A 26,359-nucleotide genomic window follows, 5' to 3' on the forward strand; every position below is an offset into this window, starting at 1 on the left:
ACCGGCGGCGCGGATGGCTCGGACTTTCGGCCAGGAGAACTCAGCCGAGTGGCCACACCACGCGCACCGCCGGTGCCCGGATGATCGCGCAGGGTCAGGACACGAACGCCGAACCCAGCCAGGCCTCGTCCACCCGCAGCCGCTTGTGCCGGGTGCCGTCACTGGAGGCGGCCCAGGTGTTGACCACCTCCAGGCGGACATGCCGGGCGGTGGCCTGCGGGATGTCCACAAAGGACACGCCGCGATGGCTGGCCAGCTGACCGGAGGCCACCGGCGAACCCCAGTTGCTGCCGTCGTTGCTCACATAGACCCGGTAGTCCTTGATCCGCGCGGACTGCTCGGTGCCGGAGCGGGCGTAGCTCACCGAGTCCTCCCGCTGGTTCACCGCCAGATAGCGCACCGGCTTCGCCGAGCCGAGGTCGAAGCGCAACGAGACCGGGGTGGACTTGTTGCTGTCCCAGTAGGTCGCGTGGTTCCCGTCGTTGACCGCGGCGGGGGCGTGCCCGGAGGCCGAGGCGGAGGCGGTCACGGTGAAGGCCGAGGACGGGTAGACCCCGGCCCGGCCGTCGGTGTCCACCCGGAACACGGTGTCGTACTCGTTCCAGTTGGTCACCCCGGTCAGCGTCAGCGAACCGTTGGCCTGGCTGAAGGTCACCGGGTTGCCAGTGCGCAGGTTGGTCACCTTGGCCACCTTGTACCCGTTGTCCCGCAGGCGAAGTGTGCTGCCGGAGGGGCGGTTGAGCACGTGGATGTAGTGCCGGTTCGGATCGGCCTTGGCCACCGTGGTGACCCCGTGCGCGCCGTCGTTCCAGAAGCCCGGCTTGAGTCCGCCGTGCCCGTACCCGCCGCCGTGCACGCCGTAGATCGACTCCCGGATCTCGCCGAAGAAGCCGGCGGCGAAGTTGTTGAACGCCACCTGTTTCGACGGGAACTTCCCGTTCACCATGGCGGTCTCGGCCATCAGCGCCTTGACGTCGGAGCCCAGGTTGGTCAGATAGCGGCCGAGGGTGAGCTTGTAGTCCACCGTCGAGTCAGAGCCGGAGTACCACCAGGCGCCCGCGGAGGGCAGCTTGAAGCAGGCTTCGATCAGGCGTGGCGCGGCGGTGTAGACGGCCTGCGGGTAGTCGTAGTTCGGTGACATGCCGGTCTTCTGCTCGTTGCTGATGGTGTCCATGATCGGCGTGTCTTCGTTGTTGTTGCTCAGCAGGAAATGCGGCCGCTCCTTGCGGATGCGCTCGTAGAGGCCGGTGCGCTCCCAGTAGGCGTTGTCGTTGTCGATCCAGAACCCGGACAGATCCGGATACCGTTGCGCCACTTCGACAATGCTGTCCGAGCTGAACTCGCCGAACCCGTCCCGGGTGGTGATGTCGACATTCCGGCCCTTGTACTTGGAGTACGCCGCCGAGTCCAGCCAACTGCCGCTGGGCCTGCCCTCCTGGTGCCACTGCGGGTCGTCGGTCATGTACATGATGACCTTCATGTCCCGCTTGTTCGCCGCGTCCAGGAGCTCCCGGACGAAGTCCCGCTTGGTGGAGCAGCTGCCGGGCACCTTGGACGGCCAGGCCTTGCTGTAGCCCAGCCTGCTGTGGAAGGAGGCCAGCACCAGGTACTGCGAGTGCAGCTTCTGCGCCTCGGTGATCCAGTAGTCCGGGCTCCAACCGCCGGAGGTGATCGCGTTCTCCCAGGCGGAGCAGCTGGTGTAGCCGGGCGAGGTGCGCATGCCCCAGTGCAGGAACAGCCCCGCGGTGGAGGCCCGCAACCAGTCCTGGCGGGGATGCTGTACCTCCGCGGTGGCCGGGGTCACGCCCAGGCCGAGCAGAGCGAGAACGGAAATCAGGACGACGATGGCGGAACGTCGCCGACCGGGTGCGGACATCAGAGTGCCTCCTCGACGCGGCGGGTGCGCCCCAGGATCTACCGCCGGGGGTAGGCAGCGGCAAGAGGTCATCGGAGGTCTGGCGACGACCGGCCCCGATTTGGATCGATCCAGTCCACTCGGCCCCACCCGGACAGCCGAGGTCTACCCCACCCCACACCGAGTGTTGGCCGATCTGGACGCCGAGTTGGCCGAAGTGGTACAGGTCGTTGGCCGAAGTGGTACAGGTCGTTGGCCCAAGTGGTACGCCGGGTTGGCCCAAGTGGTACGCCGGGTTGGCCCAAGTGGTACGCCGGGTTGGCCCAAGTGGGACGCCGAGTTGGGCCAAGTCGGCGGGGATCGGTCCGCAACGGCCAACTCGGCGTACGGCGACTCTGTTGGCGAATCGGCGGCATGATCCACACGCCCGTACCACTTGGGCCAACTGGTACGCCCGCTTGGGCAAAACCGGCGTACCAGTTGGCCCAACTCGGCGGAAGATCGGCACGGCGGGGCGAAGTCGCCAACAGGGCGTCCGACTTCGGCCAACACACGGTCCGCAACGGCCAACGCGGCGTACGAGATCGGCCAACACTCGGGGTGGGGGGAATGTGGTTGGTGTGGGTGGGGGTGGTGGGGCATTCTTGGGGTATGGCCGAGGACCTGCGGGTTAACGCCGCGTTGGTGATCCCCGGCGCGGAGCTGAGTGAACGGTTCTCCAGGTCCTCCGGGCCTGGCGGACAGGGGGTCAACACGGCGGACAGCCGGGTGGAGTTGTCCTTTGACGTCGTCGGATCCCGGGTGCTGGCGGAGCATGTGCGGCGGCGGGCGCTGGCGCGGCTGGCGCCTCGGCTGATCGACGGCGTGGTGACGATCGCGGCTTCGGAGTACCGGACGCAGCTGGCCAATCGCAAGGCCGCGCGGGAACGCCTGGCGAGCTTGTTGCGGGACGCGGTGTTGCCGCCTGCGCCGCCGCGGCGGGCGACCAAGCCGAGCCGGGGCGCGCGGGAGCGGCGGCTGACGGCCAAGCAGCAGCGGGGCGCGTTGAAGCGGGATCGGCGTAGTACCGACGACTAGGTTCCCGCTTTTTGGCATACAATATGCAGATGACCGGTCTTGGGCTGCTGGACTCGTTCGGCCGGGTGGCGACGGACCTGCGGGTCTCGCTGCTCGACCGGTGCAATCTGCGCTGCACCTACTGCATGCCCGAACAGGGACTGGACTGGCTGGCGAAGCCGGATTTGTTGACTGGCGCGGAGTTCGTCCGGTTGATCGGCATCGCGGTGCGTGACCTGGGGGTCCGGGATGTGCGGTTCACCGGTGGCGAACCGTTGTTGCGGCGGGATCTGGCCGACATCGTGCGTGGGGTGGCCGCACTGGAGCCCCGGCCGCGGATCGCGTTGACCACCAATGGGATTGGACTGGTACGCGCTGCCGACGCACTGGCTGCGGCGGGCTTGGATCGGGTGAACGTCTCCTTGGACACGTTGCGGGCGCCGCGGTTTCTGCGGATCACCCGGCGGGATCGGCTTGATCAGGTACTCGCCGGGTTGCGGGCGGCGCGGCGGGCGGGGCTGGGGCCGGTCAAGGTGAACGCGGTGTTGTTGCGCGGGGTCAACGAGGATGAGGCGGTGCCGTTGCTGCGGTTCTGCCTGGCGGCCGGGTACCAGTTGCGGTTCATCGAGCAGATGCCCCTGGACCCGCAGCACGGCTGGGATCGGGACGCGATGGTGTCCGCGGCGGAGATCCTGGCGATGTTGCGGCGGGAGTTCGAGTTGACGCCGGAGCCGGGGGAGCGCGGGTCGGCGCCCGCCGAGCGGTGGCTGGTCGACGGGGGACCGGCGACCGTGGGCGTGATCGGCTCGGTCACGCGGCCGTTCTGCGCGGACTGCGCGCGGACCCGGCTCACCGCGGACGGGCAGGTGCGGTCCTGTTTGTTCGCGCACACCGAGACCGACCTGCGGGCCGCTCTGCGCGGCGGCGCGAGTGACGCCGAACTGGCCGGACTGTGGCGGGCAGCCATGTGGGTCAAGCCCGCCGGACACGGGATCGACCGGCCCGGGTTCGCCCAGCCGGACCGGCCGATGAGCGCCATCGGCGGCTGACCCGCCGGATCAGCGATCCCGTTCCTCATCGAGGAGCACCACCGAACCCGGACCGGCGCCCGGCAGCGGGCGATCCAGGTGCAGTGGACGGGTGAGGGTGCCGTTGATCAGCGCGGCGCGGGGTGTGCGGCCGGTCAACGCGCCGCCCGCCGCGGCCAGTAGCCGGCTCAGTGTGGCGCCGCGCGGCAACTCGTACACGCCGGGGCGGCGGAAGATGCCGGAGGCGCTGTACAGGCGGGAACCCGTGGGCAGGCCGGTGAGCACCGGCGGTACGGCGATCAGGGTTTCCACCGAGTGCACGATCGCCGGTTTGCCCACCAGCACCGGCTCGGCCGGGAACGGCGGCATGCCCCGGGACTCGCCGCGGCGACCGGGATAGGCGCCGCCGCCCCGGCGGATCTCCAGGTCGAAACTGTGGCCGGAGCCGAGGATGTTGCGGCCCAGCAACCCTTTCTCCCGAGTCTGGGCGACGGCCTCGGTGATCGCCTGGCGGGCGCGCGGGTACTCCCCGCGCAGGTGCAGGTAGCCGTGGCGGCTGCCGGTGGCGATGGCGGCGATGGTCATCGCCTCCACCACCGCGAACGGATCACCCTCCAGCAGCACCCGGTCGGCGAAAGCGGCCGGATGGCTCTCGTCGGCGTCGCACACCAGGTAATGCGGGCTTTCCTGTTGTCCGGCAAGGACTTCCCAGCTTCGCGCGACCGGCACGCCCGCGCCGTCCCGGCTGGGCAGGCCGGATTCCCTTACCAGGCGCAAGATCTCCGCCGGACCCATCCGCACAGCGTGATGCAGGGCGGTGTAGCCGCCGGTGTTGAGGTAGTCGGACAGGCTGGCCGGGTCGACCTGGCCGATCCGGCGCAACAGCACCAGGTTCTCGTTACCGGACTGGGGCGCGGCGGCCGCGGCCGGGGGTTCCGGCCGGGCGCGGCGCAGGTCCAGCGCGGCGGAAATCGTGGCGTCCACAGTGGACGGTGCGGAGACGGCGGTACGCGCTGGCTCGCCCGCCTCCAGGATCAGCGCGGCCGGGGCGCGCTCGCACAGGCCGAGGCAGGGCGACAGTTGCCAGATCACCCCGCCGGCTGGCCGGTCGGCCGGACCCAGGCGACGTTCCAGGGTCCGGCACAGGGCAGTGGATCCCGTTGCGCGGCAAGCGGGTCCGGCGCACACGTGCAGCACCCGGCGCGGCCGGGGCCGCAGCGAGAACAGGGCGCACGAGGAAGCGACGCCGAAGACCTCGGCGGCCGAGAGGGTCAGCCGGCGGGACAGATAGTCCAGGGCCGCCTCGCTGATCCAGCCCACCCGGTCGTTGAGCGCGTGCAGGGCCGGTAACAGCAGGTCGTGCGGATTGGCGGGGAGCCCGCCGTCACTCCGACCGGAGGACGACGGGGCCAGCACGACATCGATCGCCGCACGTTCCTCTGTGGACGGTGCGGTGTCACGAGAACGGGAATCCATGAGCTGCCCCCGGGAGGTCAGGCAGGAGGGAGGGAGAGGGCCTGGCGGAGCAGGCGTTAAGAAGCGACCGCGGTGGGCAGCCTGGTGACCGAATCGTTGAGCAGATCGGCCACCGCGTGGATCGCCTTGAGCGTGGGCACCTCGGCGCCGGTCAACGCGGCCAGTTCGACCACCGCCGCCAGGATCACGTCCAGTTCCAGGGGTTTGCCCTTCTCCAGGTCCTGGAGCGTGGACGTCTTGTGCTCACCGGCACGTTCGGCCCCGGCCAGCCGTCGTTCGATGGAGATCTCGGGGTGGGACCCCAGCCGTCGCGCGACCTCCAGGGTCTCCCGCATCATCGACACCACCAGTTCCCTGGTACTGCGGTGCTTGCAGATGGCGGCCATGGTGGAACGGGTCAGCGCGGAGATCGGGTTGAACGCGATGTTGCCCATCAGCTTGAGCCAGATGTCCTTGCGGAGATCGGCCTCCACCGGGCACTTGAGCCCACCTTCGATCATGGCCGTGGAGAAGTCCAGGCAGCGGGCGGAGATCGACTGGTCCGGCTCGCCGATGGAGAAGCGGGTGCCCTCCAGATGGCGGATGACGCCGGGAGCCTCGATCTCGGTGGCCGCGTAGACCACGCAGCCGATGGCCCGCTGGACCGGGAGTGCGGCGCTGACCGCGCCGTCGGGGTCCACGCTGTTGATCCGGTGGTTGCGGAAAGGGCCGGGCAGACCGTGGAAGTACCACCACGGAATCCCGTTCTGCGCAGCGATGATGGTGGTGCGCTCGTGTAACAGCGGCTCGATCATCCGGCCCGCGGCGGCGTACGAGTTCGCCTTGAGGCCAAGGAAGATGTGGTCCACCGGGCCGACCTCGGCCGGGTCATCGGTTGCGTGTGGGCGGGCATGGAAGTCGCCGCGGTCGGAGAGCACCCGAACCCCGGCTTCGCGGATGGCCGAGAGATGCGCACCGCGGGCGATGAGATGAACCTGCGCTCCGGCACGGTGTAGGGCTGCACCCACGTACGCGCCGATGGCGCCGGCACCAAGAACAGCGATTCGCACATCACTCTCCTGTTCTTGTGTCGACAACTCATTCAGCATACAGTATGGAGTAGCCCGGTCAACGGGCCGCACGCGGCAGCGACCGCGTGGGTGAGGAGGCGTTGCGGTGCCTGAAGGGTTCGGGTTCCAGTCGCTCCCGCCGATGCGCGTGGTCGCCACTGCTGGAAGCGCCGGAGCCGGCACATCCACCCTGGTGCGAGCGCTCACCGGACGGGATCCGTGGGCGCGTCTGCCCTCGGGGCGGGTGCTGGCATTGGTCGATCGCGCACCCGGCGCGGTCCAGGCGAGCGTGGCCACCGCCGAGGCGGTGGTGGTCGTGGTCGCGGCCGACCAGGAGTTCTCCGCCGAGTTGGCGAGGCAACTGGATGTGTTGCACGCCTTGGACATCCGGCACGGGTTGCTGGTGGTGACCCGGTCCGACCTGGCCGATCCGGGCCCGGTGCTGCGGCGGACCCGGCGCGCGCTGGCCACCGGCGCGCTCGCCCGGATCGAGTGCGCGGTGGTGAGCGCGCGCACCGGCGCGGGCATCGACCGGTTGCGGTTGCTGCTGGACCGGCTGGCCGCCGCGCTGCCCCCGCCGCCGGAGGTCCCGGTGCGGCTCTGGCTGGACGGCGTCGCCGAAGCGGCGGCGGAGGAGAAGGGGGTGTTGGTCACCGGCACGCTGACCGCCGGATCGATCGAGACCGGCGCCGAACTCGCCCTCGGGCCCGAGGACCGGCGGGTGCGGGTCGGCGGGCTGGAGTCGTTGCGGCGTCAGGTGTCCTGCTTGTCCGGTCCGGCCCGGATCTCGATTCACCTGCCCGAGGCACAACCGGACGAACTACCCGTGGGCGCCGCGCTGGTGACCCCGGGCCGGTGGCGGCACGTCAGTGTGCTCGACGTGCGGCTGCGCCCGCTGCCCGGCCGCAAACTGGACGGGGTGGCGGGCGATCTGGAGCTGGGCTGCGGTTCGGCCAGGCAGCCGGTGTTCACCCGGGTCCTGGACGGCGATATCGCGCGACTGCGGCTGAGTGAGCCGCTGCCGCTGCGCATCGGCGACCGCGGCCTGCTGCGCGGCAGTGCGGAGATCTTGGCCGGGTTCACCGTGCTGGACATCCTGCCGCCCGAACTGGGCAGCGAGGCGGAGCTGATCGCGCGCGGAAACGAACTGATGAGTCGGTCAGGGATTCCCAACGGACAGGACGAATTGCGCAGGCGTGGTCTGGTCCGGGCAGGCGACCTGCTCGCCATGGGCGCGGGCCTGCCGCCGGCGCCCAGGGCGGGGGACTGGCTGATCGACCCGGCCCGGCTGGACGAACTGTGCGGGCAGCTGGCCGATCTCGTGCGCGCCCGCGCGCGCGAACAACCCTATGACCCCGGCGTGCCCAAGGCGGAAGCGGTGGCACTGCTGGCTTTGCCACACCGAAGGCTGCTCGAACCGGTGGCCAGAGCGGCTCGTGACCTCGGTGTGCGGATCAACCAGGGCCGGCTGGTGCTGGCCGAAAGTGGCAGCGAACTCCCGTTGCCGGTGCGGCAGGCGATCGAGGCGGTGCGGGCCGAGCTGGCGCGCAATCCTTTTCTCGCACCGGAGGCCGATCGGCTGACCGCGCTGCGACTGACCCCCAAGTCACTCGCGGCGGCCGTGCGCACCGGGTTGCTGCTGCGCCTGGCTGACGGCGTCTACCTGGGACCGGACGCGGTGGAACAGGCGGTGGCGGTGCTGTGCGCGCTCCCACAACCGTTCACCGTGGCCGCGGCCCGAACCGCGCTCGGCACCTCCCGCCGGGTCGCGGTGCCCCTGCTGGAACTGCTCGACACCAAGCGGATCACCCTCCGGCTGCCCGACAGCCGGCGTCGGATTCGCCCGGAACACGACTGATGAAGGGCCCTCGATGGGTGGAATTCCGTCGAGCGGCTGACCTGTGGACCCTGGACAACGTTTGCTCGACGGAGTATCACTAAACCACCATACGGTATGCAGTATGGGGATCGAGTGGTGTGCGGTCCGCGCAACGTCGGCCTTCACCAGTCACCACCAAACCAGCCCGCCTCGTCCAGAGCAGGCGAGCGGGCAGCGACGTGAGGAGATGACGCACCTATGGCGCAGACTGCCGAGGCACCCCCCAGCGCCAGTCAGGTCGAGGTGAAGGAGACCGGAGAAGGTCTCATCTCGGGCGGCCACCTGGTGGCGAAGGCACTCAAGGCCGAAGGCGTCGACGTGGTGTTCACTCTGTGTGGCGGCCACATCATCGACATCTACGACGGCTGTGTTGACGAAGGCATCGAGGTCATCGACGTCCGGCACGAGCAGGTCGCCGCGCACGCGGCCGACGGCTACGCCCGGATCACCGGCAAACCGGGTTGCGCGGTAGTCACCGCGGGACCCGGCACCACCGACGCGGTCACCGGCGTGGCCAACGCGCTGCGCGCGGAGAGCCCGATGCTGCTCATCGGCGGCCAGGGCGCGCTGAGCCAGCACAAGATGGGCTCACTGCAGGACCTGCCGCACGTGGACATGATGGCCCCGATCACCAAGTTCTCCGCCACCGTGCCGGACACCGCGCGGGCGGCCGACATGGTCTCGATGGCCTTCCGCGAGTGCTACCACGGCGCGCCCGGCCCGTCCTTCCTGGAAATCCCCAGGGACGTGCTGGACGCCTCGGTGCCGATCGCGAAGGCCAGGATCCCCAAGGCGGGCGCCTACCGGGCCTCCACCCGCTCCGCCGGTGACCCCGAGGCCATCGAGAAGCTGGCCGACCTGCTGACCCAGGCCGAGAAGCCGTGCATCCTGCTCGGCAGCCAGGTCTGGACCACCCGGGGCACCGACGCGGCGATCGACCTGGTCCGCGGCCTCAACATCCCCGCCTACATGAACGGCGCCGCCCGCGGCACCCTGCCGCCCGGCGACCCGCACCACTACCAGCTCTCCCGCCGCTACGCCTTCACCAACGCCGACCTGATCATCATCGTCGGCACCCCGTTCGACTTCCGGATGGGTTACGGCAAAAGGCTTTCCGCCGACGCCACCGTGGTCCAGATCGACCTGGACTACCGCACCGTCGGCAAGAACCGGGACATCGACCTGGGCATCGTCGGCGACGCCGGCCTGGTGCTCTCCCAGGTCCTGGCCGCCACCACCGGCCGGATCAGCAACGGCGCCACCGGCCGCAAGGCCTGGCTGGAGGAGCTGCGGGCGGTGGAGGAGCAGTCGCTGGGCAAGCGGATGGCGCGGCAACTGTCCAACGCCAACCCGATCGACCCGTACCGGCTCGTGCACGAGATCAACGAGTTCCTCACCGAGGACTCCATCTACATCGGCGACGGCGGCGACATCGTCACCTTCTCCGGCCAGGTGGTCCAGCCCAAATCGCCGGGCCACTGGATGGACCCCGGCCCCCTGGGCACCCTCGGCGTCGGCATCCCGTTCGTGCTCGCCGCCAAGTACGCCCGCCCGGACAAGGAGGTCGTCGCGCTCTTCGGCGACGGCGCGTTCTCCCTGACCGGGTGGGACTTCGAGACGCTGGTCCGGTACAACCTGCCGTTCGTGGGCATCGTGGGCAACAACTCCTCGATGAACCAGATCCGCTACGGCCAGGCCGTCAAGTACGGCGAGGACCGCGGCCGGGTCGGCAACACCCTCGGCGATGTGCCCTACGACCAGTTCGCCAAGATCCTCGGCGGCTACGGCGAGGAAGTCCGCGACCCCGCCGACATCGCACCCGCCCTGCAGCGCGCCCGCGAGTCCGGGCTGCCCTCGCTGATCAACGTGTGGGTCGACCCCGACGTGTACGCGCCGGGCACCATGAACCAGACCATGTACAAGTAGGTCCGGAGGGGGAAAGCCGTTATGGGACAAGCACTCGAAGGTGTTCGCGTCCTCGACATGACGCACGTCCAGTCCGGGCCCTCGGCCACCCAGATCCTGGCCTGGCTGGGCGCGGACGTGGTCAAACTGGAGGCGCCCAGCGGGGACATCACCCGCAAGCAGCTGCGCGACATCCCCGATGTCGACAGCCTCTACTTCACCATGCTCAACTGCAACAAGCGCAGCATCACGCTGAACATGAAGAGCGACAAGGGCAAAGAGCTGTTCACCAAGCTCGTGTCCGATGTGGACATCCTGGTGGAGAACTTCGGTCCAGGCGCGGTGGACCGAATGGGCTTCACCTGGGAGAAACTCCAGGAGATCAACCCGAGGCTGATCTACGCCTCCATCAAGGGTTTCGGCGACGGCCCCTACACGCACTACAAGGCGTATGAGGTCGTGGCCCAGGCCATGGGCGGCTCGATGACCAGCACCGGCTTCGAGGACGGCCCGCCGCTGGCCACCGGAGCGCAGATCGGCGACTCCGGCACCGGCATCCACACCGTGGCGGGCATCCTGGCCGCGCTGTACCAGCGGGAGGCCACCGGCCGCGGCCAGCGGGTCACCGTGGCCATGCAGCACGCGGTGCTCAACCTGTGCCGGGTCAAGCTGCGCGACCAGCAACGCCTCGCTCACGGACCGCTCGCCGAGTATCCCAACGAGGAGTTCACCGACGAGGTGCCGCGGTCGGGCAACGCCTCCGGCGGCGGACAGCCCGGCTGGGCGGTCAAATGCAGTCCCGGCGGGCCCAACGACTACGTCTACGTGATCGTGCAGCCCGTCGGCTGGCAGCCCATCGCCGAGCTGATCGGACGGCCGGAACTGGTCGAGGACCCCGAATGGGCCACCCCGGAGGCCCGGCTGCCCAAGCTGGACAAGATGTTCCAGCTCATCGAGGAGTGGACGGTCCACCACACCAAGCGCGAAGTCCTGGCGATGCTCAATGCCAAGAACGTCCCTTGTGGACCGATTCTGTCCACAAAGGAACTGATCGAGGACGAATCGCTGGTGGCCAACGAGATGGTGGTCACGGTGGACCATCCCGAACGCGGCGCGTTCAAGACCGTGGGCATGCCGCTCAAGCTGTCGGACTCCCCGGCCAAGGTCGAGCGCTCCCCACTGCTCGGCGAGCACAACGAGGACGTGTACGTGAAGGAGCTGGGCGTCTCCGTCCCGGAACTGGCCCAGCTCAAGGCGAACGGAGTGATCTGAGCCATGGTGGCTTACGACAAGGCCGCGGTGCGCGAAGTCCTGGACAAAGCGCGCGCCGAGGGCCGCGAGTCGCTCAGCGCCCCCGAGGGCAAGCGGCTCTGCGACGCCTACGGCATCCCGACGCCTGGCGAGGGACTGGCGGCCACCGCCGACGAAGCGGTGGCCCTGGCCGGTGAGATCGGCTTCCCGGTGGTGATGAAGATCGTCTCACCGGACATCCTGCACAAGACCGAGGCGGGCGGCGTCATCGTCGGCGTCACCGACGAAGCAGGCGCCCGCGCCTCCTACGAGAAGATCATCGCCAATGCCAAGGCATACAAGGCCGACGCGGACATCACCGGTGTCCAGGTGCAGAAGCTGCTGTCCGAAGGGCAGGAGGTGATCATCGGCGCGACCACCGACGACACCTTCGGCAAGATCGTGGTCTTCGGCCTCGGCGGCGTGCTGGTGGAGGTCCTCAAGGACGTCACCTTCCGGCTGGCCCCGCTGGAGCAGGGCGAGGCCCGCGCCATGGTGGAGGACATCAAGGCGGTGGAGATCCTGCGCGGGGTGCGCGGGGCCGACCCGGTGGACCTCGACGCGCTGGCCGAGGTGGTCAAACGGCTCTCCGACCTGGTCACCGACTTCCCGGAGATCCGCGAACTCGACCTCAACCCGGTCTTCGCGGCCAAGGACTCCGCGATCGCCGCGGACGTCCGGGTGCTGGTGGAGACCGGCGAGATCACCGAGAAGCACGTCTACTCCGACGAGGACATCATCATCGCGATGAACCGGCTGATGAAGCCGAGGAACATCGCGGTGATCGGCGCCTCCGCCGAGGACGGCAAGATCGGCAACTCGGTGATGAAGAACCTGGTCAACGGCGGCTACCAGGGCGGGATTTACCCGATCAACCCCAAGGCCGACGAGATCCTGGGGCGCAAGGCGTTCAAGGCGGTCGGCGATGTCCCCGCCGACGTCGACGTCGCGGTCTTCGCCATCCCGGCCAAGTTCGTCGCCGGGGCGCTGGAGGAATGCGGCAAGAAGGGCATTCCGGCCGCGGTGCTCATCCCCTCCGGGTTCGCCGAGACCGGCAACCAGGAGTTGCAGGACGAGGTCGTGGCGATCGCGCACCAGTACAAGATCCGGTTGCTGGGCCCCAACATCTACGGCTACTACTACACGCCGGAGAACCTCTGCGCGACCTTCTGCACGCCCTATGACGTCAAGGGCGGGGTGGCGCTGACCTCCCAGTCCGGCGGCATCGGGATGGCCATCCTCGGTTTCTCCCGCACCACCAAGATGGGTGTCTCGGCCATCGTCGGCCTCGGCAACAAGTCCGATGTGGACGAAGACGACCTGCTCACCTTCTTCGAGCAGGACGAGAACACCCAGTGCGTGGCCATGCACCTGGAAGACCTGAAGAACGGCAGGGCCTTCGTGCACGCGGCCAAGCGGATCACCAAGAAGAAGCCGGTGGTGGTGCTCAAGGCCGGACGCACCTCGGCCGGGGCCAAGGCGGCCAGCTCGCACACCGGCGCGCTGGCCGGTGACGACAAGGTCTACGACGACATCCTGCGCCAGGCCGGGGTTGTGCGCGCCCCCGGGCTGAACGAGATGCTGGAATATGCCCGCGGGCTGCCGTTGCTGCCCACCCCCAAGGGCGAGAACGTCGTGATCATCACCGGCGCCGGTGGCTCCGGCGTGCTGTTGTCGGACGCCTGTGTCGACAATGGACTGTCCATGATGGAGATTCCGCCGGACCTGGACGAGGCGTTCCGCAAGTTCATCCCGCCCTTCGGCGCGGCGGGCAACCCGATCGACATCACCGGCGGTGAACCGCCCTCCACCTACGAGGCCACCATCCGGCTCGGGCTGGAGGACCCGCGGATCCACGCGCTCATCCTCGGTTACTGGCACACCATCGTCACCCCGCCGATGGTCTTCGCCGAGGTGACCGCGCGAGTGGTCAACGAGGCGCGCGCGAAGGGCATCGACAAGCCGGTGGTTGCCTCACTCGCGGGTGACACCGAGGTCGAGCGGGCTAGTGAATACCTGTTCGACCATCGTATTGTCGCCTATCCCTACACCACGGAGCTGCCGGTCGCGGTGCTGGGAGCCAAGTACCGCTGGGCACGTGCGGCGGGACTGATCGAACAGTAAGGCGACGGCCGACCAGCGTTGTGGGGGTCCCGTCGGCCAGCCGGGACCCCCACAACGCCAGGCCAGGGAGGTCAACGGGCGGAGTCCGAGAGTTCTCGTGAAAGAGGTTTCTCATCATGGATCCTTCGAACACCCCGAGCGCGGGGCCGACCACCAGCGGGGGCAGTGACCTCGCAGGCGGCGGCTCGGAACGCGTGTGGCGGGCCGGTCGGCTCGATCCGATGCCCATCCGGAAGTTGCCCGACGCGCCACCGTCGGTGCACCTGATCGGCCCCACGGTGTTCCTGGTGGCACTCGGGGTCGGCATGGGCGAGTCGTACATGTGGCCCCGCCTGGTCCTGGTCTTCGGACCGGAGATCCGGTGGTTGTTCCTCATCGGCGTCACCCTGCAAGCCGTGGTGATGCTGGAAATGGCCCGTTATGCCATGGCCACCGGCGAGAGCATCTTCGCCGGCGCGGCCCGGGTCTTCAAACCCATCATGTGGTTCTTCTTCTTCGTCGCGATAGCCGTCTACATCTGGCCCGGCCACCTCTCGGCCGGCATGTCGGCGCTGGAGAAGATCAGCGGAATACCTTGGCAGGTAAGCGCGATCGTCGGCCTGGTGCTGGTGGGCGTGTTGTTCAGTCTGGCCAAGGTGATCTACAACCTGCTGGAGAACGTCCTGGCGATCCTCATTGGACTGCTGGTGGTCAGTACCGCGGTGGTGGCGGCACTGGTCGGCACGTGGGCGGATCTGTCCAGCACGATCAGCGGCATGTTCCAGTTCGGCTATCTACCGACCGAGATGTTCTCCCAGACGTGGTTCCCGATCGTCGTGGGCTCGATCGCCTTCGCCGGACCCTCTGGCATGCAACAGATGTGGTACACGCTGCACCTGCGGGACTCCGGCGCCGGCATGGGCGCGCACATCCCGCAGATCAAGGGCTTGCGGGCCTCTGAATCCGGTGCGGCCGAACAGATGCCCGCCCGCGGGTTCATGTTCGACACCGCCGACCCGGACGAGATGGCCAAGTGGAAGGGCTGGCGGCGCTGGGTCACCTTCGACGCGCTGCTGCTGTTCTGGGGCGTGACCATGCTGGTCACCGTCTCCTTCACGGTGCTGGCCCAGACCGCGGCCAGACAGAACCCCAACGTGAAGGACCTCATCGCCGGCGGTGACCGCACCGCGGCGCTGGACGCGATGGCCGACGCCTTCTCCTCACTCGGCGGACCCGCGCTGGGCACGGTGTTCTTCGGGTTCATCGCGCTGATCGGGTTGAACGCCACCCTGGGGCTGTTCGACTCCTTCTCCCGCGGTCAGGCCGACATGACCTACTTCTTCGTGCCCGGCGCGAAGAAGATCGGCATGTCCCGGCTCTACGCGGGCTTCCTGTGGGGCCTGATCCTGTTCGGCATCGTGATCCTGCTGTGGGGCCCGGCCAAGGGCCCGGCGGCGATCCTGGACGTGCTGGCGTTCCTGTCCGCCTTCGCCATGGGCGCCTACTGCGTGGTGCTGTTGCTGGTGAACAACAAGATGCTGCCCAAACCGATCCGGCCGAAGTGGTGGACCAACGCCATCATCGGCTTCGGCGCGGTGTTCTACCTGGGCATGCTGTTCTACTCCCTGATCGCCTACGGCGTGGTATTGGACTGATCATCATGAGTGAACCGCTGCAACCGCCACGAATCAGCGCCTTCGCTCAACTGGCCGCCCCCGGCGCGCTGGTGGGTGTGCTGGCCGGCTCGGTCGCCGGTCTGCTGGCCTTGCTGGTCGGTCAGCCGCCGGGCTGGGCGCTGACCACCGCGCTCGGACTCGGGGTGCCACTGGCCCTGCTGGGCGGGCTGTACGGGATCGGCGCGGCCACCGGCCACATCCGGCTCGGCGTGTTCGCGCCGGCCGCGGTGTTCTGGCTCATCGGCTTCCCGCTGAGCAGGCTGATCCAGGAGATCGTGGTCCACCTGGTGATCGCGGGCAACCTGCGAGTGCCCGAGGATCTGCTCGGATTCCTGGCCTACCAGGGAATCGTGAGCGCCGGATTCGCGATCGGCTTCATCTGGCTGCACGAACGCCTTGCCCCACAGCTGTTCCGGCGGTTCGCTCCGCGCAACCCGTTGGCCGCTGCGGCTTTCGCCCGTTACGCCTCCCACGCGGAAACGGTGTGGGCGGCCAAGACCCGTGCCCGCGCGGCCCGTGCCGCTGCCCGAGGAGCCTGATGACCTTCTCCATGTGGGTCTGGATCGCCACGGTGGGTGGTCTGGGCGCGATCGTCGCGTTCGACTTCTACCTGGCGGCCCGCAACCCGAGGGATCCCTCGTTCACAGAATGTGTGGGCTGGACCGTCGCCTACGTCACCCTGGCCGTCCTTTTTGGACTCGGGGTGCTGTGGCTGGCCGGTCCGCGCTACGGCGGGGAGTTCTTCGCCGGCTGGATCACCGAGTACTCGCTGTCGGTGGACAACCTGTTCGTGTTCATGTTGATCATGAGCAGGTTCGCGGTGCCCAGGCTGTACCGGCAGAAGGTGTTGCTGGTGGGCATCGTGATCGCGTTGCTGATGCGCGCGGTGTTCATCGCGGTGGGCGCGGAAGCGGTGTCCCGGTTCAACTGGCTGTTCTACGTCTTCGGCGCTTTCCTGATCTTCACGGCGTGGAAGCTGCTCCGGCAGGACCCGAACGCGGAGGAGGAGTTCGCCGAGAACGTCGTCCTGCGCACGGTGAAGAAGTTCGCGCCCACCACCGACGACTACGTGGGCGCGAGGATGGTGACCCGGATCAATGGGCGGCGGATGGTGACGCCGATGCTCATCGTGATGGTCGCGATCGGCACCACCGACCTGTTGTTCGCGCTGGACTCGATCCCGGCGATCTTCGGGCTGACCAAGGAGCCGTACCTGGTCTTCACCGCCAACGCGTTCGCGCTGATGGGGTTGCGCCAGTTGTTCTTCCTGATCGGCGGCCTGCTCGACCGGCTGGTCTACCTTTCGGTCGGCCTGGCCGTGATCCTGGCGTTCATCGGGGTGAAACTGGTGCTGGAGGCCATGCACGGCTCCGGTGTCCCGTGGGCGCCGACCATCTCCATCCAGCTGTCCCTGTCGTTCATTGTGGGGACGCTGGCGGTGACCATCATTGCTAGTGTGATCAAATCCAGGCGGACCGAACGAGCCGCTGCCGCCGCTGCGGCACCGGAACCCGTGCGGACCGCTCAGGCCTCGTCCAGCTCAGCGGCGCTGGACGAGACCGGGACCGGATGAGCCCGGCGCACTGGAGCTATCCCTGGATCCAGTGACCGGTTGTGCGGTACTCGGCAAACCAAGAGGTGGCCGGGGTCAGGAGGAGGCAACCTCCTGGCCCTGGCCATGCCGCGTGCCGGCCTGGCCCCGCAGGTAGTTCTCCACCCCAGCGGTGGGGTTCTTCTTCGCCTCGGCCATGGCCAGAGCCAGACCCAGGCCCTGCGGCCGGTCACCGCGGTAACCCAGGGGCTGCTGGGTCAGCGAACGCAGTAGCTGCTTGAACTTGCGCATCATCAATACACCTCCTCACATCAGGGATATACCCGAGCGGCAACGGCGCCATTCGGGAGTGTGTCGCAGCGAACTCCGGGAAATCCCAGAGCTTGGCGGTCCTTAGGGCTTGACGGGCGCGGTGCGGGCCACCGTGCGCCGGCGGCGCCGCAACGGCACCTCCGGCGCGGGCGTCTCGGCCGGCGCGCTCTGCCGGGCCTCCAGGTAGGACTGCCGGGTGCGGTCGGTGTGCTCACGCATGATCTCCGCGGCCCGCTCGGCGTCGCCGGTGGAGATCGCGCTGATCAGCTTGCGGTGCTCGCGCCAGGACTGCTTGCCGCGCTGGCGGGCGACCGGGGTGTAGAACCAGCGCACCCGGCGGTCTACCTGGGCGGCCAGTTCGAGCAGCACCTTGTTGCCGGAGAGTTCGGTGACGTAGCGGTGCAGGGCCGCGTTGGCGGCCACCGCCCCGTCCACGTCGTCGGCCATGACCGCGGCCTCGCCCTGCTGGCAGATCTCGCGCAGCCGGGCCACTCCGTCCTTGTCCGCGTTCAGCGCGGCCAGCCGCGCCGACTCGGTCTCCAGCAGGGTGCGCACGGCCAGGAGCTGGTCCGCCTCCTGCTCGGTCGGCACGTGCACGAACGCGCCGTATCCGGGTACCAGATCGACCCAGCCCTCGTTGTTGAGCCACTGGAGCGCCTCGCGCACCGGCTGCCGGGAGACCCCCAGCATCTCCGCCAGTTCGCCCTCGACCAGGTGCTGACCCGGGGCGAGGCTGCCGGTGATGATGAGGTCGAGCAGGGCCTCGAAGACCCGCTCCCGCAAGGGGACCGGCCGATCGATCCGGCGTGCGGCCGTGCCCTGCGCCAACTCCGACATCGTGTGCTCCATGAGGTGAGGTGGGCGCTTTCGCCCGGTGTGCCGATCGTGACTCTATTGTGCCTGGTCGACTGCCTACAGCATACAGTGTTCCAAATGCCTGAATTGCGTGAGCACGGCCACAAGCGGCAGACCACCCATACCGCGTACTCGATTCGGAAAGAAACACACCGATTGCGAGCAGTGCATCACCTTCCGCCACCAATCCGTATCTCATGATGCCCCAAATGGACGCTCGATCTCAGCGGACACGCTGGGTTGTCCAGAGCAAGGGGATTCGGCCGGGCTGCCGCAGCGACCTGCACAGCAGCGCCGAACTCAATGCCAGGGCTCCTGCCAGCAAGAACAGTGCCGGGTACCCCATGGTGGGGACGGCGGCGGCGGTGAGTCCGACCCCGGCGATGCCGCCAAATGCCTTGGCGCTGTAGACCACTGCATGTATCTCGCCGTGCCGCCGGTCCCCGAAGTACTCCCGGACCAGGCTGGCCACCATCGGATAACACGCCCCGCCCGCGCCCGCGAGTACCGCCGCGGCCAGGAGTAATGGCAGGGATCGATCGGCGGCGCTGGCTGCCAGCGCGGCCTGGGACAAGGCCAGCACGGTGAGGGTGGCGGCCAGGGTGCGGGCCCGGCCGATCCGGTCGGAGACCCGCAGCACCACCGCCCGCGCCACCCCGTTGCTGGCCACCAGCAGGGCGGTGGCCGCGCCGATCACCGGCGGGCTCAGCTCCAGCCGGGCGGCGAAGCCGGCGAAGGCGGCCACGGTGAACAGGGTGACCGCGCTGGCGCAGAACAGGATCACCGCGAGCGCGGGCAACGCGCCGATGCGCACCGCCTCTGCCGGCGAGTAGTCGCGGACCGCCGGGAGGTTGGCCGAGCCGGGGCCGCGGCGGCGGGACAGCGCCCACACCCGCGGATCCACCTGCGGCGGCCACCAGTTCGGCGGCGGGTCCCGGAAGAGCACCCCAGCCACGGCGATCACCAGGCCCAGCACCAGGCCGGTGCGGTCCAGGGCGGGCACCAGGTTCGCCGCGGAGACCGCGGGGAAGACGAAGAGCAGGAACGGGATGGCGCCGCAGGCGAACGCGCCGGTGACCAGGCTGACCCGCACGGCCGAGCGGTCCGGGAACCACTTGGCCACCGTGGACGCGCTCACCGCGTAGACCAGCCCGGCCCCCGCGCCGCCGAGTAGCGAGAAGCCCAGCAGGGCGCCGGAAAAGCCGGGTGCGCGACCGAGGGCCACTGGACCCAGCAGACACATCGCCGCGCCCAGCCACAGTAACGCCCGGGGACCGAGGACACCCCGCTCGCGCAGGTAAGCAACAGGTAAACCCACCCCGGCCTGGGCCACGATCCACAGCGCCAGCAACCAGAAGGTCTGGGTGACCGACCAGCCGTGCAGTGCGGCCACCGCGGGCGCCAGCGCGCCGAAGGAGTACTGGAGGACACCCGCGGCGGCCATCGCGGCCAGTGGCGGCACCAGTTGCCAGGAGCGGGAACGGCCGGTCAGCAGCTCCGCGCTGGGGCCGACCCGGTAGTCGCGGCCGAAGCAGTCTCGCAGCTCGGCGGGTGGGGGAGTGGTCATCGGTCCTCCCTCTACTAGATACTGTATGCAGTATACATCGGGAAGCAATGCTGGGGACCTGCTGAAATCATGCGGCTTGGCTCTGGTGCTCAGTCTCACATACTGTATACAGTAGGCGGCGTGGATCTGTACGAGTACCAGGCGAAGGATCTCTTCGCACAGCACGGGGTCCCGGTGGGTCCGCCGCAGCGGGTCGTCGAGGATCCGGCCGACGCCCGCGCGGCGGCGGCCGAGTGGGGCAGCCGGGTGGTGGTCAAGGCGCAGGTGAAAACCGGCGGCCGTGGCAAGGCGGGCGGAGTCAAGCTCGCCGTCGACCCGGAGGACGCGGAACGCAAGGCCGGAGCCATTCTGGGGCTGGACATCAAGGGGCACGTGGTGCGCCGGGTGCTGGTGACCCCCGCTTCGGAGATCGCCGAGGAGTACTACGTCTCCTTCTTGCTCGACCGGACCCAGCGCACGTTCCTGGCGATGGCCTCGGTCGAGGGCGGGATGGACATCGAGGAGGTCGCTGCCACCACTCCGGCGGCCCTCGCCAAGGTGCCCGTTGACGCCCTGCGTGGCGTCGACCTGGCCAAGGCCAGGGAAATCGTCGCTGCCGCCGCGTTCCCGGCCGAGGTGGCCGAGGAGGTAGCCGCGGTGCTGGTGAAGCTGTGGAACACCTTTGTAGCCGAGGACGCCACCCTGGTGGAGGTCAATCCACTGGTCCGTGACCCCCAGGGCAACATTCTCGCCCTGGACGGCAAGGTGACCCTGGACGAGAACGCCGATTTCCGGCATCCCGGGCACGGCGAGCTGGTCGACGCGGCCGCGGAGAACGAGTTGGAGGCCAGGGCGAAGGCCAAGGGCCTCAACTACGTCAAGCTGGACGGGCAGGTCGGCGTGATCGGCAACGGCGCGGGCCTGGTGATGTCCACATTGGACGTGGTGGCCTATGCGGGCGAGCGCCACAAGGGCGTGAAACCGGCCAACTTCCTCGACATCGGCGGCGGCGCCTCCGCCCAGGTGATGGCCGACGGCCTGGAGATCATCCTGGGTGATCCGGACGTGCGCTCGGTCTTCGTCAACGTCTTCGGTGGCATCACCGCCTGCGACGCGGTGGCCAACGGCATCGTCGCGGCGCTGGAGATCCTGGGCGCGGACGCGGCGAAACCGTTGGTGGTGCGCCTGGACGGCAACAACGTCGAGGAAGGCCGCCGGATCCTGGCCGAGGCGGACCACCCGCTGGTGACCGTGGTGGACACGATGGACAACGCGGCCGACAAGGCCGCCGAACTGGCAGCCGCGGGGGTATGAGTCGATGGCGATCTTCCTGACCGAGCACAGCCGGGTCATCGTGCAGGGCATGACCGGCGCCGAAGGTGTCAAGCACACCAGGCGGATGCTGGCTGCGGGCACCACCGTGGTCGGCGGCGTCACCCCGGGCAAGGGCGGCCAGTCCGTGGACTTCGACGGCGTGGCCGTGCCGGTGTTCGGCTCGGTGGCCGAGGCGATGACCGCGACCGGCGCGGACGTCACGGTGGTCTTCGTGCCGCCGCGCTTCGCCAAGGCCGCGGTGATCGAGGCCGTCGACGCCGGCATCGGCCTGGCGGTGGTGATCACCGAGGGCGTGCCCGTGCACGACACGGCCTACTTCTGGGCCCATGCCTGCGCCACCGGCAACAAGACCCGGATCATCGGCCCGAACTGTCCGGGGATCATCTCGCCGGGCAAGGCGAACGCGGGCATCATCCCGGCCGACATCTCCGGCCCCGGCAAGATCGGGCTCGTCTCCAAGTCGGGCACCCTGACCTACCAGATGATGTACGAGCTGCGGGACTTCGGTTTCTCCACCGCGGTCGGCATCGGTGGCGACCCGATCATCGGCACCACCCACATCGACGCCCTCCAGGCTTTCCAGGACGACCCGGAGACCGCGGCGATCGTGATGATCGGTGAGATCGGCGGCGACGCCGAGGAGCGCGCGGCGGCCTACATCGCCGAGCACATCACCAAGCCGGTTGTGGGCTACGTCGCGGGCTTCACCGCCCCCGAAGGCAAGACCATGGGCCACGCGGGCGCCATCGTCTCCGGTTCCTCGGGCACCGCCGCGGCGAAGCAGGAAGCCCTGGAAGCGGCCGGAGTCAAGGTCGGCAAGACCCCGAGCGAGGCGGCCCGTCTGATGCGGGAGTGCCTCAACCCGATCACCGTGTGACGAGAAGTCTGAATGGAGCCGTCTTGACCAGCCCGACCCTGCGTTTCGACGTCAACCTCTCCATCCTGTTCACCGAGCTGCCGCTGCTCGAACGCTTCGCCGCGGCCAGATCCGCCGGGTTCGACGCGGTGGAGCTGTGGTGGCCGTTGCCCGAAGCCGTGCCACTGCAACGGGAACTGGACGCGGTGCGGCATGCGATCGAGGACGCGGGCGTGCGCCTGCTCGGACTCAACTTCGCCGCCGGGGACATGGCGGCGGGAGAGCGCGGACTGCTCTCCCGCCCCACCGACGTGCACCTGTTCCGGGAGAACGTGCACGTGGCCGTCGAGTTCGCCGGCCAGCTGGGCTGCAAGACCCTCAACGCCCTCTACGGCAACCGGGAACCCGGGCTGTGGCCACAGGAGCAGGACGAGTTGGCCGTGGCCAACCTGACCTACGCCGCCCAGGCCGCCGACCGGATCGGCGCGACCGTGGTGGTCGAGGCGCTGAACTCGCACGAGAACCCGGTCTACCCCATCATCTCGCTCGCCTCCGCCTACCACGTGCTGGACCTGGTGCGCGCGAACGGGTCACCCAACGTGGCCTTCCTGGCCGACCTCTACCACCTGAGCCGGATGGGTGAGGACCTCGACACCCAGATCGACCGGCGGGGCGCGGAATTCGGCCATGTGCAGATCGCCGACGCCCCTGGCCGCGGCCAGCCGGGCACCGGCGGCATCGACTACGAGAAGGTGCTCGCCCGCCTGCTGCTCGCGGGTTATGACGGCCACATCGGCCTGGAGTACCGCCCCGTCGGCCCCAGCGCGGACAGCTTTGGCTGGCTGACCAAGCTGAAGGCCGCGGTGGAGTCCACTGTGGAGGGATCGGCATGACCGCTGTCGGATTCATCGGCCTGGGCATCATGGGCGCCCCGATGGCCGTCAACCTGGTGCGCGCGGGCCACCAGGTGATCGGCCACGACGTGTTCGGCGCCGGCCCCGCCCGGCTGGCCGAGGCGGGTGGGCAGACCGCGGACAGCATCGCCGAGGTGCTGGCCACCGCCGAGGTGCTGATCACCATGCTGCCGGACTCCCCACAGGTGGAGCAGGTGGTCCTCGGCGCGGACGGGGTGTTCGAGCACGCCAAGCCCGGACTGCTCTACGCGGATATGAGTTCCATCCGCCCCGAGACCTCCCGCCGGATCGGCGAACTCGGCGCCGCCGCCGGGATCCGGGTGCTCGACGCCCCGGTCAGCGGCGGCGAGAAGGGCGCACTGGACGGCACGCTGTCCATCATGGCCGGCGGCGCGGCCGAGGACTTCGCCGCGGCCCGGCCGCTGTTCGAGGTCCTCGGCGGCACCATCGTCCACGTAGGACAGTCCGGCGCCGGGCAGACGGTGAAGGCGGCCAACCAGCTGGTGGTCGGCGGCACCTACGCCCTGCTCGCCGAAGCCATCGTGCTACTGGAAGCGGCAGGGGTGGACGCGAACCTCGGCCTGGACGTGCTGGCAGGCGGACTCGCGGGCAGCCGGATCCTGGAGATTAAACGCAAGTCCATGGTGGCCCGCGAGTTCACCCCCGGCTTCCGGATCGACCTGCACCACAAGGACATGGGCATCGTGCTCGCCGAAGCGCGCGCCGCCGAGGTGGCCCTGCCGGTCACCGGGGTCACCGCGGCGCTGATCGCGGCGGCCCGGGCCCAGGGCCACGGCGCCCTGGACCACTCGGCTCTGTTGAAGGTGATCGAGAACCTCTCCGGACGAGGGAGCACGACATCATGAAGAGCATTCCCTGCATGGAGGCCGTGGTCCGGGTCCTGGAATCCGAAGGCGTGGACACCGTCTTCGGCATCCCCGGCGCCGCGATCCTGCCCCTCTACGCCGCGTTGCAGCACAGCACGATCCGGCACATCACCGTGCGGCACGAGGAAGGCGGCACGCACTCCGCGGACGGCTGGGCCAGGGTCACCGGCAACGTCGGGGTGTGCATCGGCACCTCCGGCCCGGCGGGCACCAACATGATCACCGGGTTGTACACCGCGCTGGCCGACTCGATCCCGATCATCTGCATCACCGGCCAGGCGGCGAAATCCAAGCTGCACCAGGAGTCCTTCCAGGCCGTGGACATCGTGGAGATCGCCAAACCGGTCACCAAATGGGCCGTGCAGCTCAAGGAACCGGCCCAGGCGGCCTGGGTGTTCCGGGAAGCCTTCCGGATCGCCCGCTCCGGGCGGCCCGGCCCGGTGTTGATCGACCTGCCCATCGATGTCCAAAGAGGACTGTGCAACTACGACCCGGCCCTGGACGCGCCACTGCCGGTGGAGGTGCCGCAGCCCAGGGCCGAACCGGTGCGCGCCGCCATCGAGATGCTCCTGGCCGCCGAGCGCCCGCTGATCCTGGCCGGTGGCGGGGTGATCGTGGGCGACGCCACCGACGAGTTGCGCGGGCTGGCCGAGCACCTGGGCATCCCGGTGCAGGTCACCCTGATGGGCAAGGGCGCCTTCCCCGAGGACCATGACCTGTTCGCCGGCATGGCCGGGTTGCAGACCCAGACCCGGTGGGGCAACGCGGCCTTCCTGGAAAGCGACTGCGTCCTGGCGGTCGGCGCCCGCTTCGGCGACCGGCACACCGGCGACCTGGAGACCTATCGGCGCGGCCGCAAGTTCATCCACGTCGACATCGAGCCCACCCAGCTCGGCAAGGTCTTCGAGCCCGATCTCGGCATCGTCGGCCACGCCCGCCCCACCCTGGCCGCGCTGGCCTACCAGGCCAAGGAACTCACCCGCCCGCGCACACCGGGGGACTGGCCCAAGCGGATCGGCGAACTGCGGGAAACCCTGCCCCGGCGGGACGACTTCGACGACGTGCCGATCAAACCACCGAGGGTGTACCGGGAACTCAACGAGTTCTACCCGCCGGACACCACCTTCGTCACCGCGATCGGGCTCTACCAGATCTGGTCCGGCCAGTTCCAGCGCACCTACCTGCCGCGCCGCTACCTGGTCTGCGGCCAGGCCGGGCCGCTGGGCTGGGAGATCCCGGCCGCGATCGGCGTCAAATGCGCCTACCCGGAGCGCACCGTGGTCGCGGTCTGCGGCGACTACTCCTTCCAGTTCCTGATGGAGGAGGTCGCGGTCGCCGCCCAGTACGAGATCCCGTTCGTCATCGTCATGATCAACAACGAGTATCTGGGCCTGATCCGCCAGGCCGAGATCCCCTACGACATGAACTTCGCCGTCGACCTGCACTACGGCAGCAGCGGCATCGACCACGTCAAGGTGATGGACGCCTTCGGCTGCCCCGCGGTCCGGGTCGAGGAACCCGGCAAGATCCGCGAGGCGCTGGCCTGGGCCACCGAGGAGGCCGAGCGGGCGCGCAAGCCGGTGCTGGTGGAGGTCATGGTCGAACGCGAGGCCAACGCGGCCATGGGCGCCTCCCTGGACGCGATCAAGGAGTTCGAGCCCGCACCCGAACTGGCCCCGGCGGCCGACTGAACCGCCGTCCTCAGCGCGGCGGTGTGCCCGCCTCGCCTCGCCCGGCCTCCGCCGCACCGAAGCTCGCTTCGCCCGCGGCGGGGGCCGGACCGTTGCCAGCGGCGATCCGGGCGTCGTAGCGCCGGTGGTCTTCCATGATCCGCGGCATGCGCTGTTCCACCCAGTCGACGAGGCCACTGAGCAGCTCCGCCGCCTCCCTGCCCGGCGTGGTGAGGCGGTACTCCACCCGCGGCGGGACCTCCGGGTAGGCCGTGCGCAGCACCAACCCGTCGCGCTCCAGCGCCTGCAGCGTCTGGGCGAGCACCTTCTCGCTGACCCCGTTCACCCGCCGCCGCAGCTCGCTGAAGCGGTAGGTCCGCTCGCGCAACGCGGCCAGCGCGAGCACGCCCCAGCGACTGGTGAGGTGTTCCAGGACCAGGCGGGCCGGGCAGGCCGGATCGTAGGCGTCGAACCCCGTCGGCACGGTCACCGTTGCGCCCCTTACTGACCTTGAAGTGCGTACTTCTGCCCGGGAAAGGCCCTGCCTAGGTTAGGTCTCCTCCGGCCGCGATCCGTGGCGCCGCGTACCGACGGGAACGAAGAGTGTCCATTCAGGAGAGCAACAAGAAGATCGTCCTGGACTACTACCGGACCGCGTTCGGCGGCGATCCGGAGCGGGCGGTCGCGGACCATTTCGGCCCGCACTACATCCAGCACAACCCCCAGGCCCAGGACGGCCCGGCGGCGTTCATCGGCTTCGTCCGGCACCTGCGCGCCCAGCACCCCGAGCTGAGCCTGGACATCAAGCGGGTGATCGCCGAGGGCGACCTGGTGGTCACCCACTCCCACCTGGTCCTGGAACCGGGCACCCCCGGCCAGGCGCTGGCCGACTACTTCCGGCTGGCCGAGGGCAAGGTCGTCGAGCACTGGGACGTCATCCAGGACGTCCCGGCCACCTCAGCGAACCCCAACGGCATGTTCTGAGCGTATCGGCGGCCCCTCAGGCCCCCTTACCCCCGAAACCGGGCGGGTAAGGGGGCCTGAGGGGTCCCGGGTAAGGCATCTCGGGCCCACAACCGGGGTGATCTTCCGACGCGGCGGGCCGACCCTCAGCA

Annotated in this window: 22 protein-coding genes; 15 read left to right on the forward strand and 7 right to left on the reverse strand. The window is 69.0% G+C overall.

The window, feature by feature from the left end:
• Positions 1–94 precede the first annotated feature (94 nt).
• Positions 95–1,876, reverse strand: coding sequence for a discoidin domain-containing protein (locus MZC64_RS33060; RefSeq protein ID WP_247763487.1), 1,782 nt, complete (start codon positions 1,874–1,876; stop codon positions 95–97).
• 630 nt (positions 1,877–2,506) lie between these two features.
• Here MZC64_RS33060 and arfB point away from each other — a divergent pair.
• Positions 2,507–2,932, forward strand: coding sequence for an alternative ribosome rescue aminoacyl-tRNA hydrolase ArfB (arfB, locus tag MZC64_RS33065; RefSeq protein ID WP_247763488.1), 426 nt, complete (start codon positions 2,507–2,509; stop codon positions 2,930–2,932).
• A gap of 29 nt (positions 2,933–2,961) precedes the next feature.
• Positions 2,962–3,960, forward strand: coding sequence for a GTP 3',8-cyclase MoaA (gene moaA, locus MZC64_RS33070; RefSeq protein WP_247763489.1), 999 nt, complete (start codon positions 2,962–2,964; stop codon positions 3,958–3,960).
• Between the two features lie 9 nt (positions 3,961–3,969).
• Here the strand turns inward: moaA and MZC64_RS33075 are convergent, their stop codons facing one another.
• Both MZC64_RS33075 and MZC64_RS33080 read right to left on the reverse strand, forming a co-directional pair.
• Positions 3,970–5,415, reverse strand: a complete 1,446-nt coding sequence (locus MZC64_RS33075) for an NAD(P)H-dependent oxidoreductase subunit E (protein ID WP_247763490.1) — start codon at positions 5,413–5,415, stop codon at positions 3,970–3,972.
• A gap of 56 nt (positions 5,416–5,471) precedes the next feature.
• Positions 5,472–6,503 (reverse strand): 2-dehydropantoate 2-reductase, encoded by a 1,032-nt coding sequence (locus tag MZC64_RS33080; protein WP_247763491.1) that lies wholly within the window; start codon positions 6,501–6,503, stop codon positions 5,472–5,474.
• A gap of 154 nt (positions 6,504–6,657) precedes the next feature.
• Between MZC64_RS33080 and MZC64_RS48915 the strand changes: the two genes are divergently transcribed.
• The 7 genes from MZC64_RS48915 (at position 6,658) to MZC64_RS33115 (ending at position 16,890) form a co-directional block, all read left to right on the forward strand.
• The gene (locus tag MZC64_RS48915) at positions 6,658–8,322 is read left to right on the forward strand and encodes a selenocysteine-specific translation elongation factor (protein WP_247763492.1); all 1,665 of its coding nucleotides are present in this window, start codon (positions 6,658–6,660) and stop codon (positions 8,320–8,322) included.
• 219 nt (positions 8,323–8,541) lie between these two features.
• Entirely contained in the window at positions 8,542–10,269 is a 1,728-nt protein-coding gene (locus tag MZC64_RS33090; RefSeq protein ID WP_247763493.1) for a thiamine pyrophosphate-binding protein, read from the forward strand.
• Between the two features lie 21 nt (positions 10,270–10,290).
• Entirely contained in the window at positions 10,291–11,520 is a 1,230-nt protein-coding gene (frc, locus tag MZC64_RS33095; protein WP_282106272.1) for a formyl-CoA transferase, read from the forward strand.
• A 3-nt stretch (positions 11,521–11,523) separates the two neighbouring features.
• A complete protein-coding gene (locus tag MZC64_RS33100; RefSeq protein ID WP_247763495.1) occupies positions 11,524–13,662 on the forward strand; it encodes an acetate--CoA ligase family protein in 2,139 nt (712 codons plus the stop codon).
• 221 nt (positions 13,663–13,883) lie between these two features.
• Positions 13,884–15,296 (forward strand): Nramp family divalent metal transporter, encoded by a 1,413-nt coding sequence (locus MZC64_RS33105; RefSeq protein ID WP_247763496.1) that lies wholly within the window; start codon positions 13,884–13,886, stop codon positions 15,294–15,296.
• A gap of 5 nt (positions 15,297–15,301) precedes the next feature.
• On the forward strand, positions 15,302–15,856 hold the full coding sequence (locus tag MZC64_RS33110) for a hypothetical protein (RefSeq protein ID WP_247763497.1): 555 nt from the start codon (positions 15,302–15,304) through the stop codon (positions 15,854–15,856).
• Positions 15,856–16,890 carry a TerC family protein gene (locus MZC64_RS33115; RefSeq protein ID WP_247763498.1) on the forward strand — a complete coding sequence of 345 codons (1,035 nt, stop codon included), beginning with the start codon at positions 15,856–15,858 and terminating at the stop codon, positions 16,888–16,890. The genes MZC64_RS33110 and MZC64_RS33115 overlap by 1 nt, the downstream gene beginning before the upstream one ends.
• A 75-nt stretch (positions 16,891–16,965) precedes the next feature.
• Here MZC64_RS33115 and MZC64_RS33120 read toward each other — a convergent pair whose 3' ends face one another.
• From MZC64_RS33120 to MZC64_RS33130, 3 genes are all read right to left on the reverse strand, one after another.
• Positions 16,966–17,163 carry a hypothetical protein gene (locus tag MZC64_RS33120; RefSeq protein WP_247763499.1) on the reverse strand — a complete coding sequence of 66 codons (198 nt, stop codon included), beginning with the start codon at positions 17,161–17,163 and terminating at the stop codon, positions 16,966–16,968.
• Between the two features lie 99 nt (positions 17,164–17,262).
• Positions 17,263–18,018 carry a GntR family transcriptional regulator gene (locus MZC64_RS33125; RefSeq protein WP_247763500.1) on the reverse strand — a complete coding sequence of 252 codons (756 nt, stop codon included), beginning with the start codon at positions 18,016–18,018 and terminating at the stop codon, positions 17,263–17,265.
• A 241-nt stretch (positions 18,019–18,259) separates the two neighbouring features.
• Entirely contained in the window at positions 18,260–19,603 is a 1,344-nt protein-coding gene (locus MZC64_RS33130) for an MFS transporter (protein WP_247763501.1), read from the reverse strand.
• A 120-nt stretch (positions 19,604–19,723) separates the two neighbouring features.
• Here MZC64_RS33130 and sucC point away from each other — a divergent pair, with 120 nt between their 5' ends.
• Genes sucC through gcl form a run of 5 tightly spaced genes read left to right on the forward strand, consistent with a single transcriptional unit; the run spans position 19,724 to position 25,265 of the window.
• Positions 19,724–20,896, forward strand: coding sequence for an ADP-forming succinate--CoA ligase subunit beta (gene sucC, locus MZC64_RS33135; protein ID WP_247763502.1), 1,173 nt, complete (start codon positions 19,724–19,726; stop codon positions 20,894–20,896).
• A gap of 4 nt (positions 20,897–20,900) precedes the next feature.
• Positions 20,901–21,794 carry a succinate--CoA ligase subunit alpha gene (sucD, locus tag MZC64_RS33140; protein ID WP_247763503.1) on the forward strand — a complete coding sequence of 298 codons (894 nt, stop codon included), beginning with the start codon at positions 20,901–20,903 and terminating at the stop codon, positions 21,792–21,794.
• 23 nt (positions 21,795–21,817) lie between these two features.
• Positions 21,818–22,666, forward strand: a complete 849-nt coding sequence (locus tag MZC64_RS33145) for a hydroxypyruvate isomerase family protein (protein ID WP_247763504.1) — start codon at positions 21,818–21,820, stop codon at positions 22,664–22,666.
• Positions 22,663–23,553, forward strand: a complete 891-nt coding sequence (locus MZC64_RS33150; RefSeq protein ID WP_247763505.1) for a 2-hydroxy-3-oxopropionate reductase — start codon at positions 22,663–22,665, stop codon at positions 23,551–23,553. Before MZC64_RS33145 ends, MZC64_RS33150 begins: the two co-directional genes overlap by 4 nt.
• Positions 23,550–25,265, forward strand: coding sequence for a glyoxylate carboligase (gene gcl, locus MZC64_RS33155; RefSeq protein WP_247763506.1), 1,716 nt, complete (start codon positions 23,550–23,552; stop codon positions 25,263–25,265). Before MZC64_RS33150 ends, gcl begins: the two co-directional genes overlap by 4 nt.
• Positions 25,266–25,275: 10 nt before the next feature.
• Here the strand turns inward: gcl and MZC64_RS48920 are convergent, their stop codons facing one another.
• Positions 25,276–25,734, reverse strand: coding sequence for a helix-turn-helix domain-containing protein (locus tag MZC64_RS48920; protein ID WP_308301096.1), 459 nt, complete (start codon positions 25,732–25,734; stop codon positions 25,276–25,278).
• 113 nt (positions 25,735–25,847) lie between these two features.
• On the opposite strand from MZC64_RS48920, the gene MZC64_RS33165 reads away from it, so the two are divergent.
• Entirely contained in the window at positions 25,848–26,228 is a 381-nt protein-coding gene (locus MZC64_RS33165; RefSeq protein ID WP_247763507.1) for a nuclear transport factor 2 family protein, read from the forward strand.
• Positions 26,229–26,359: the final 131 nt, after the last annotated feature.

Source organism: Crossiella sp. S99.2, from assembly GCF_023094165.1.
In the GTDB taxonomy this organism is placed as follows: domain Bacteria; phylum Actinomycetota; class Actinomycetes; order Mycobacteriales; family Pseudonocardiaceae; genus Crossiella.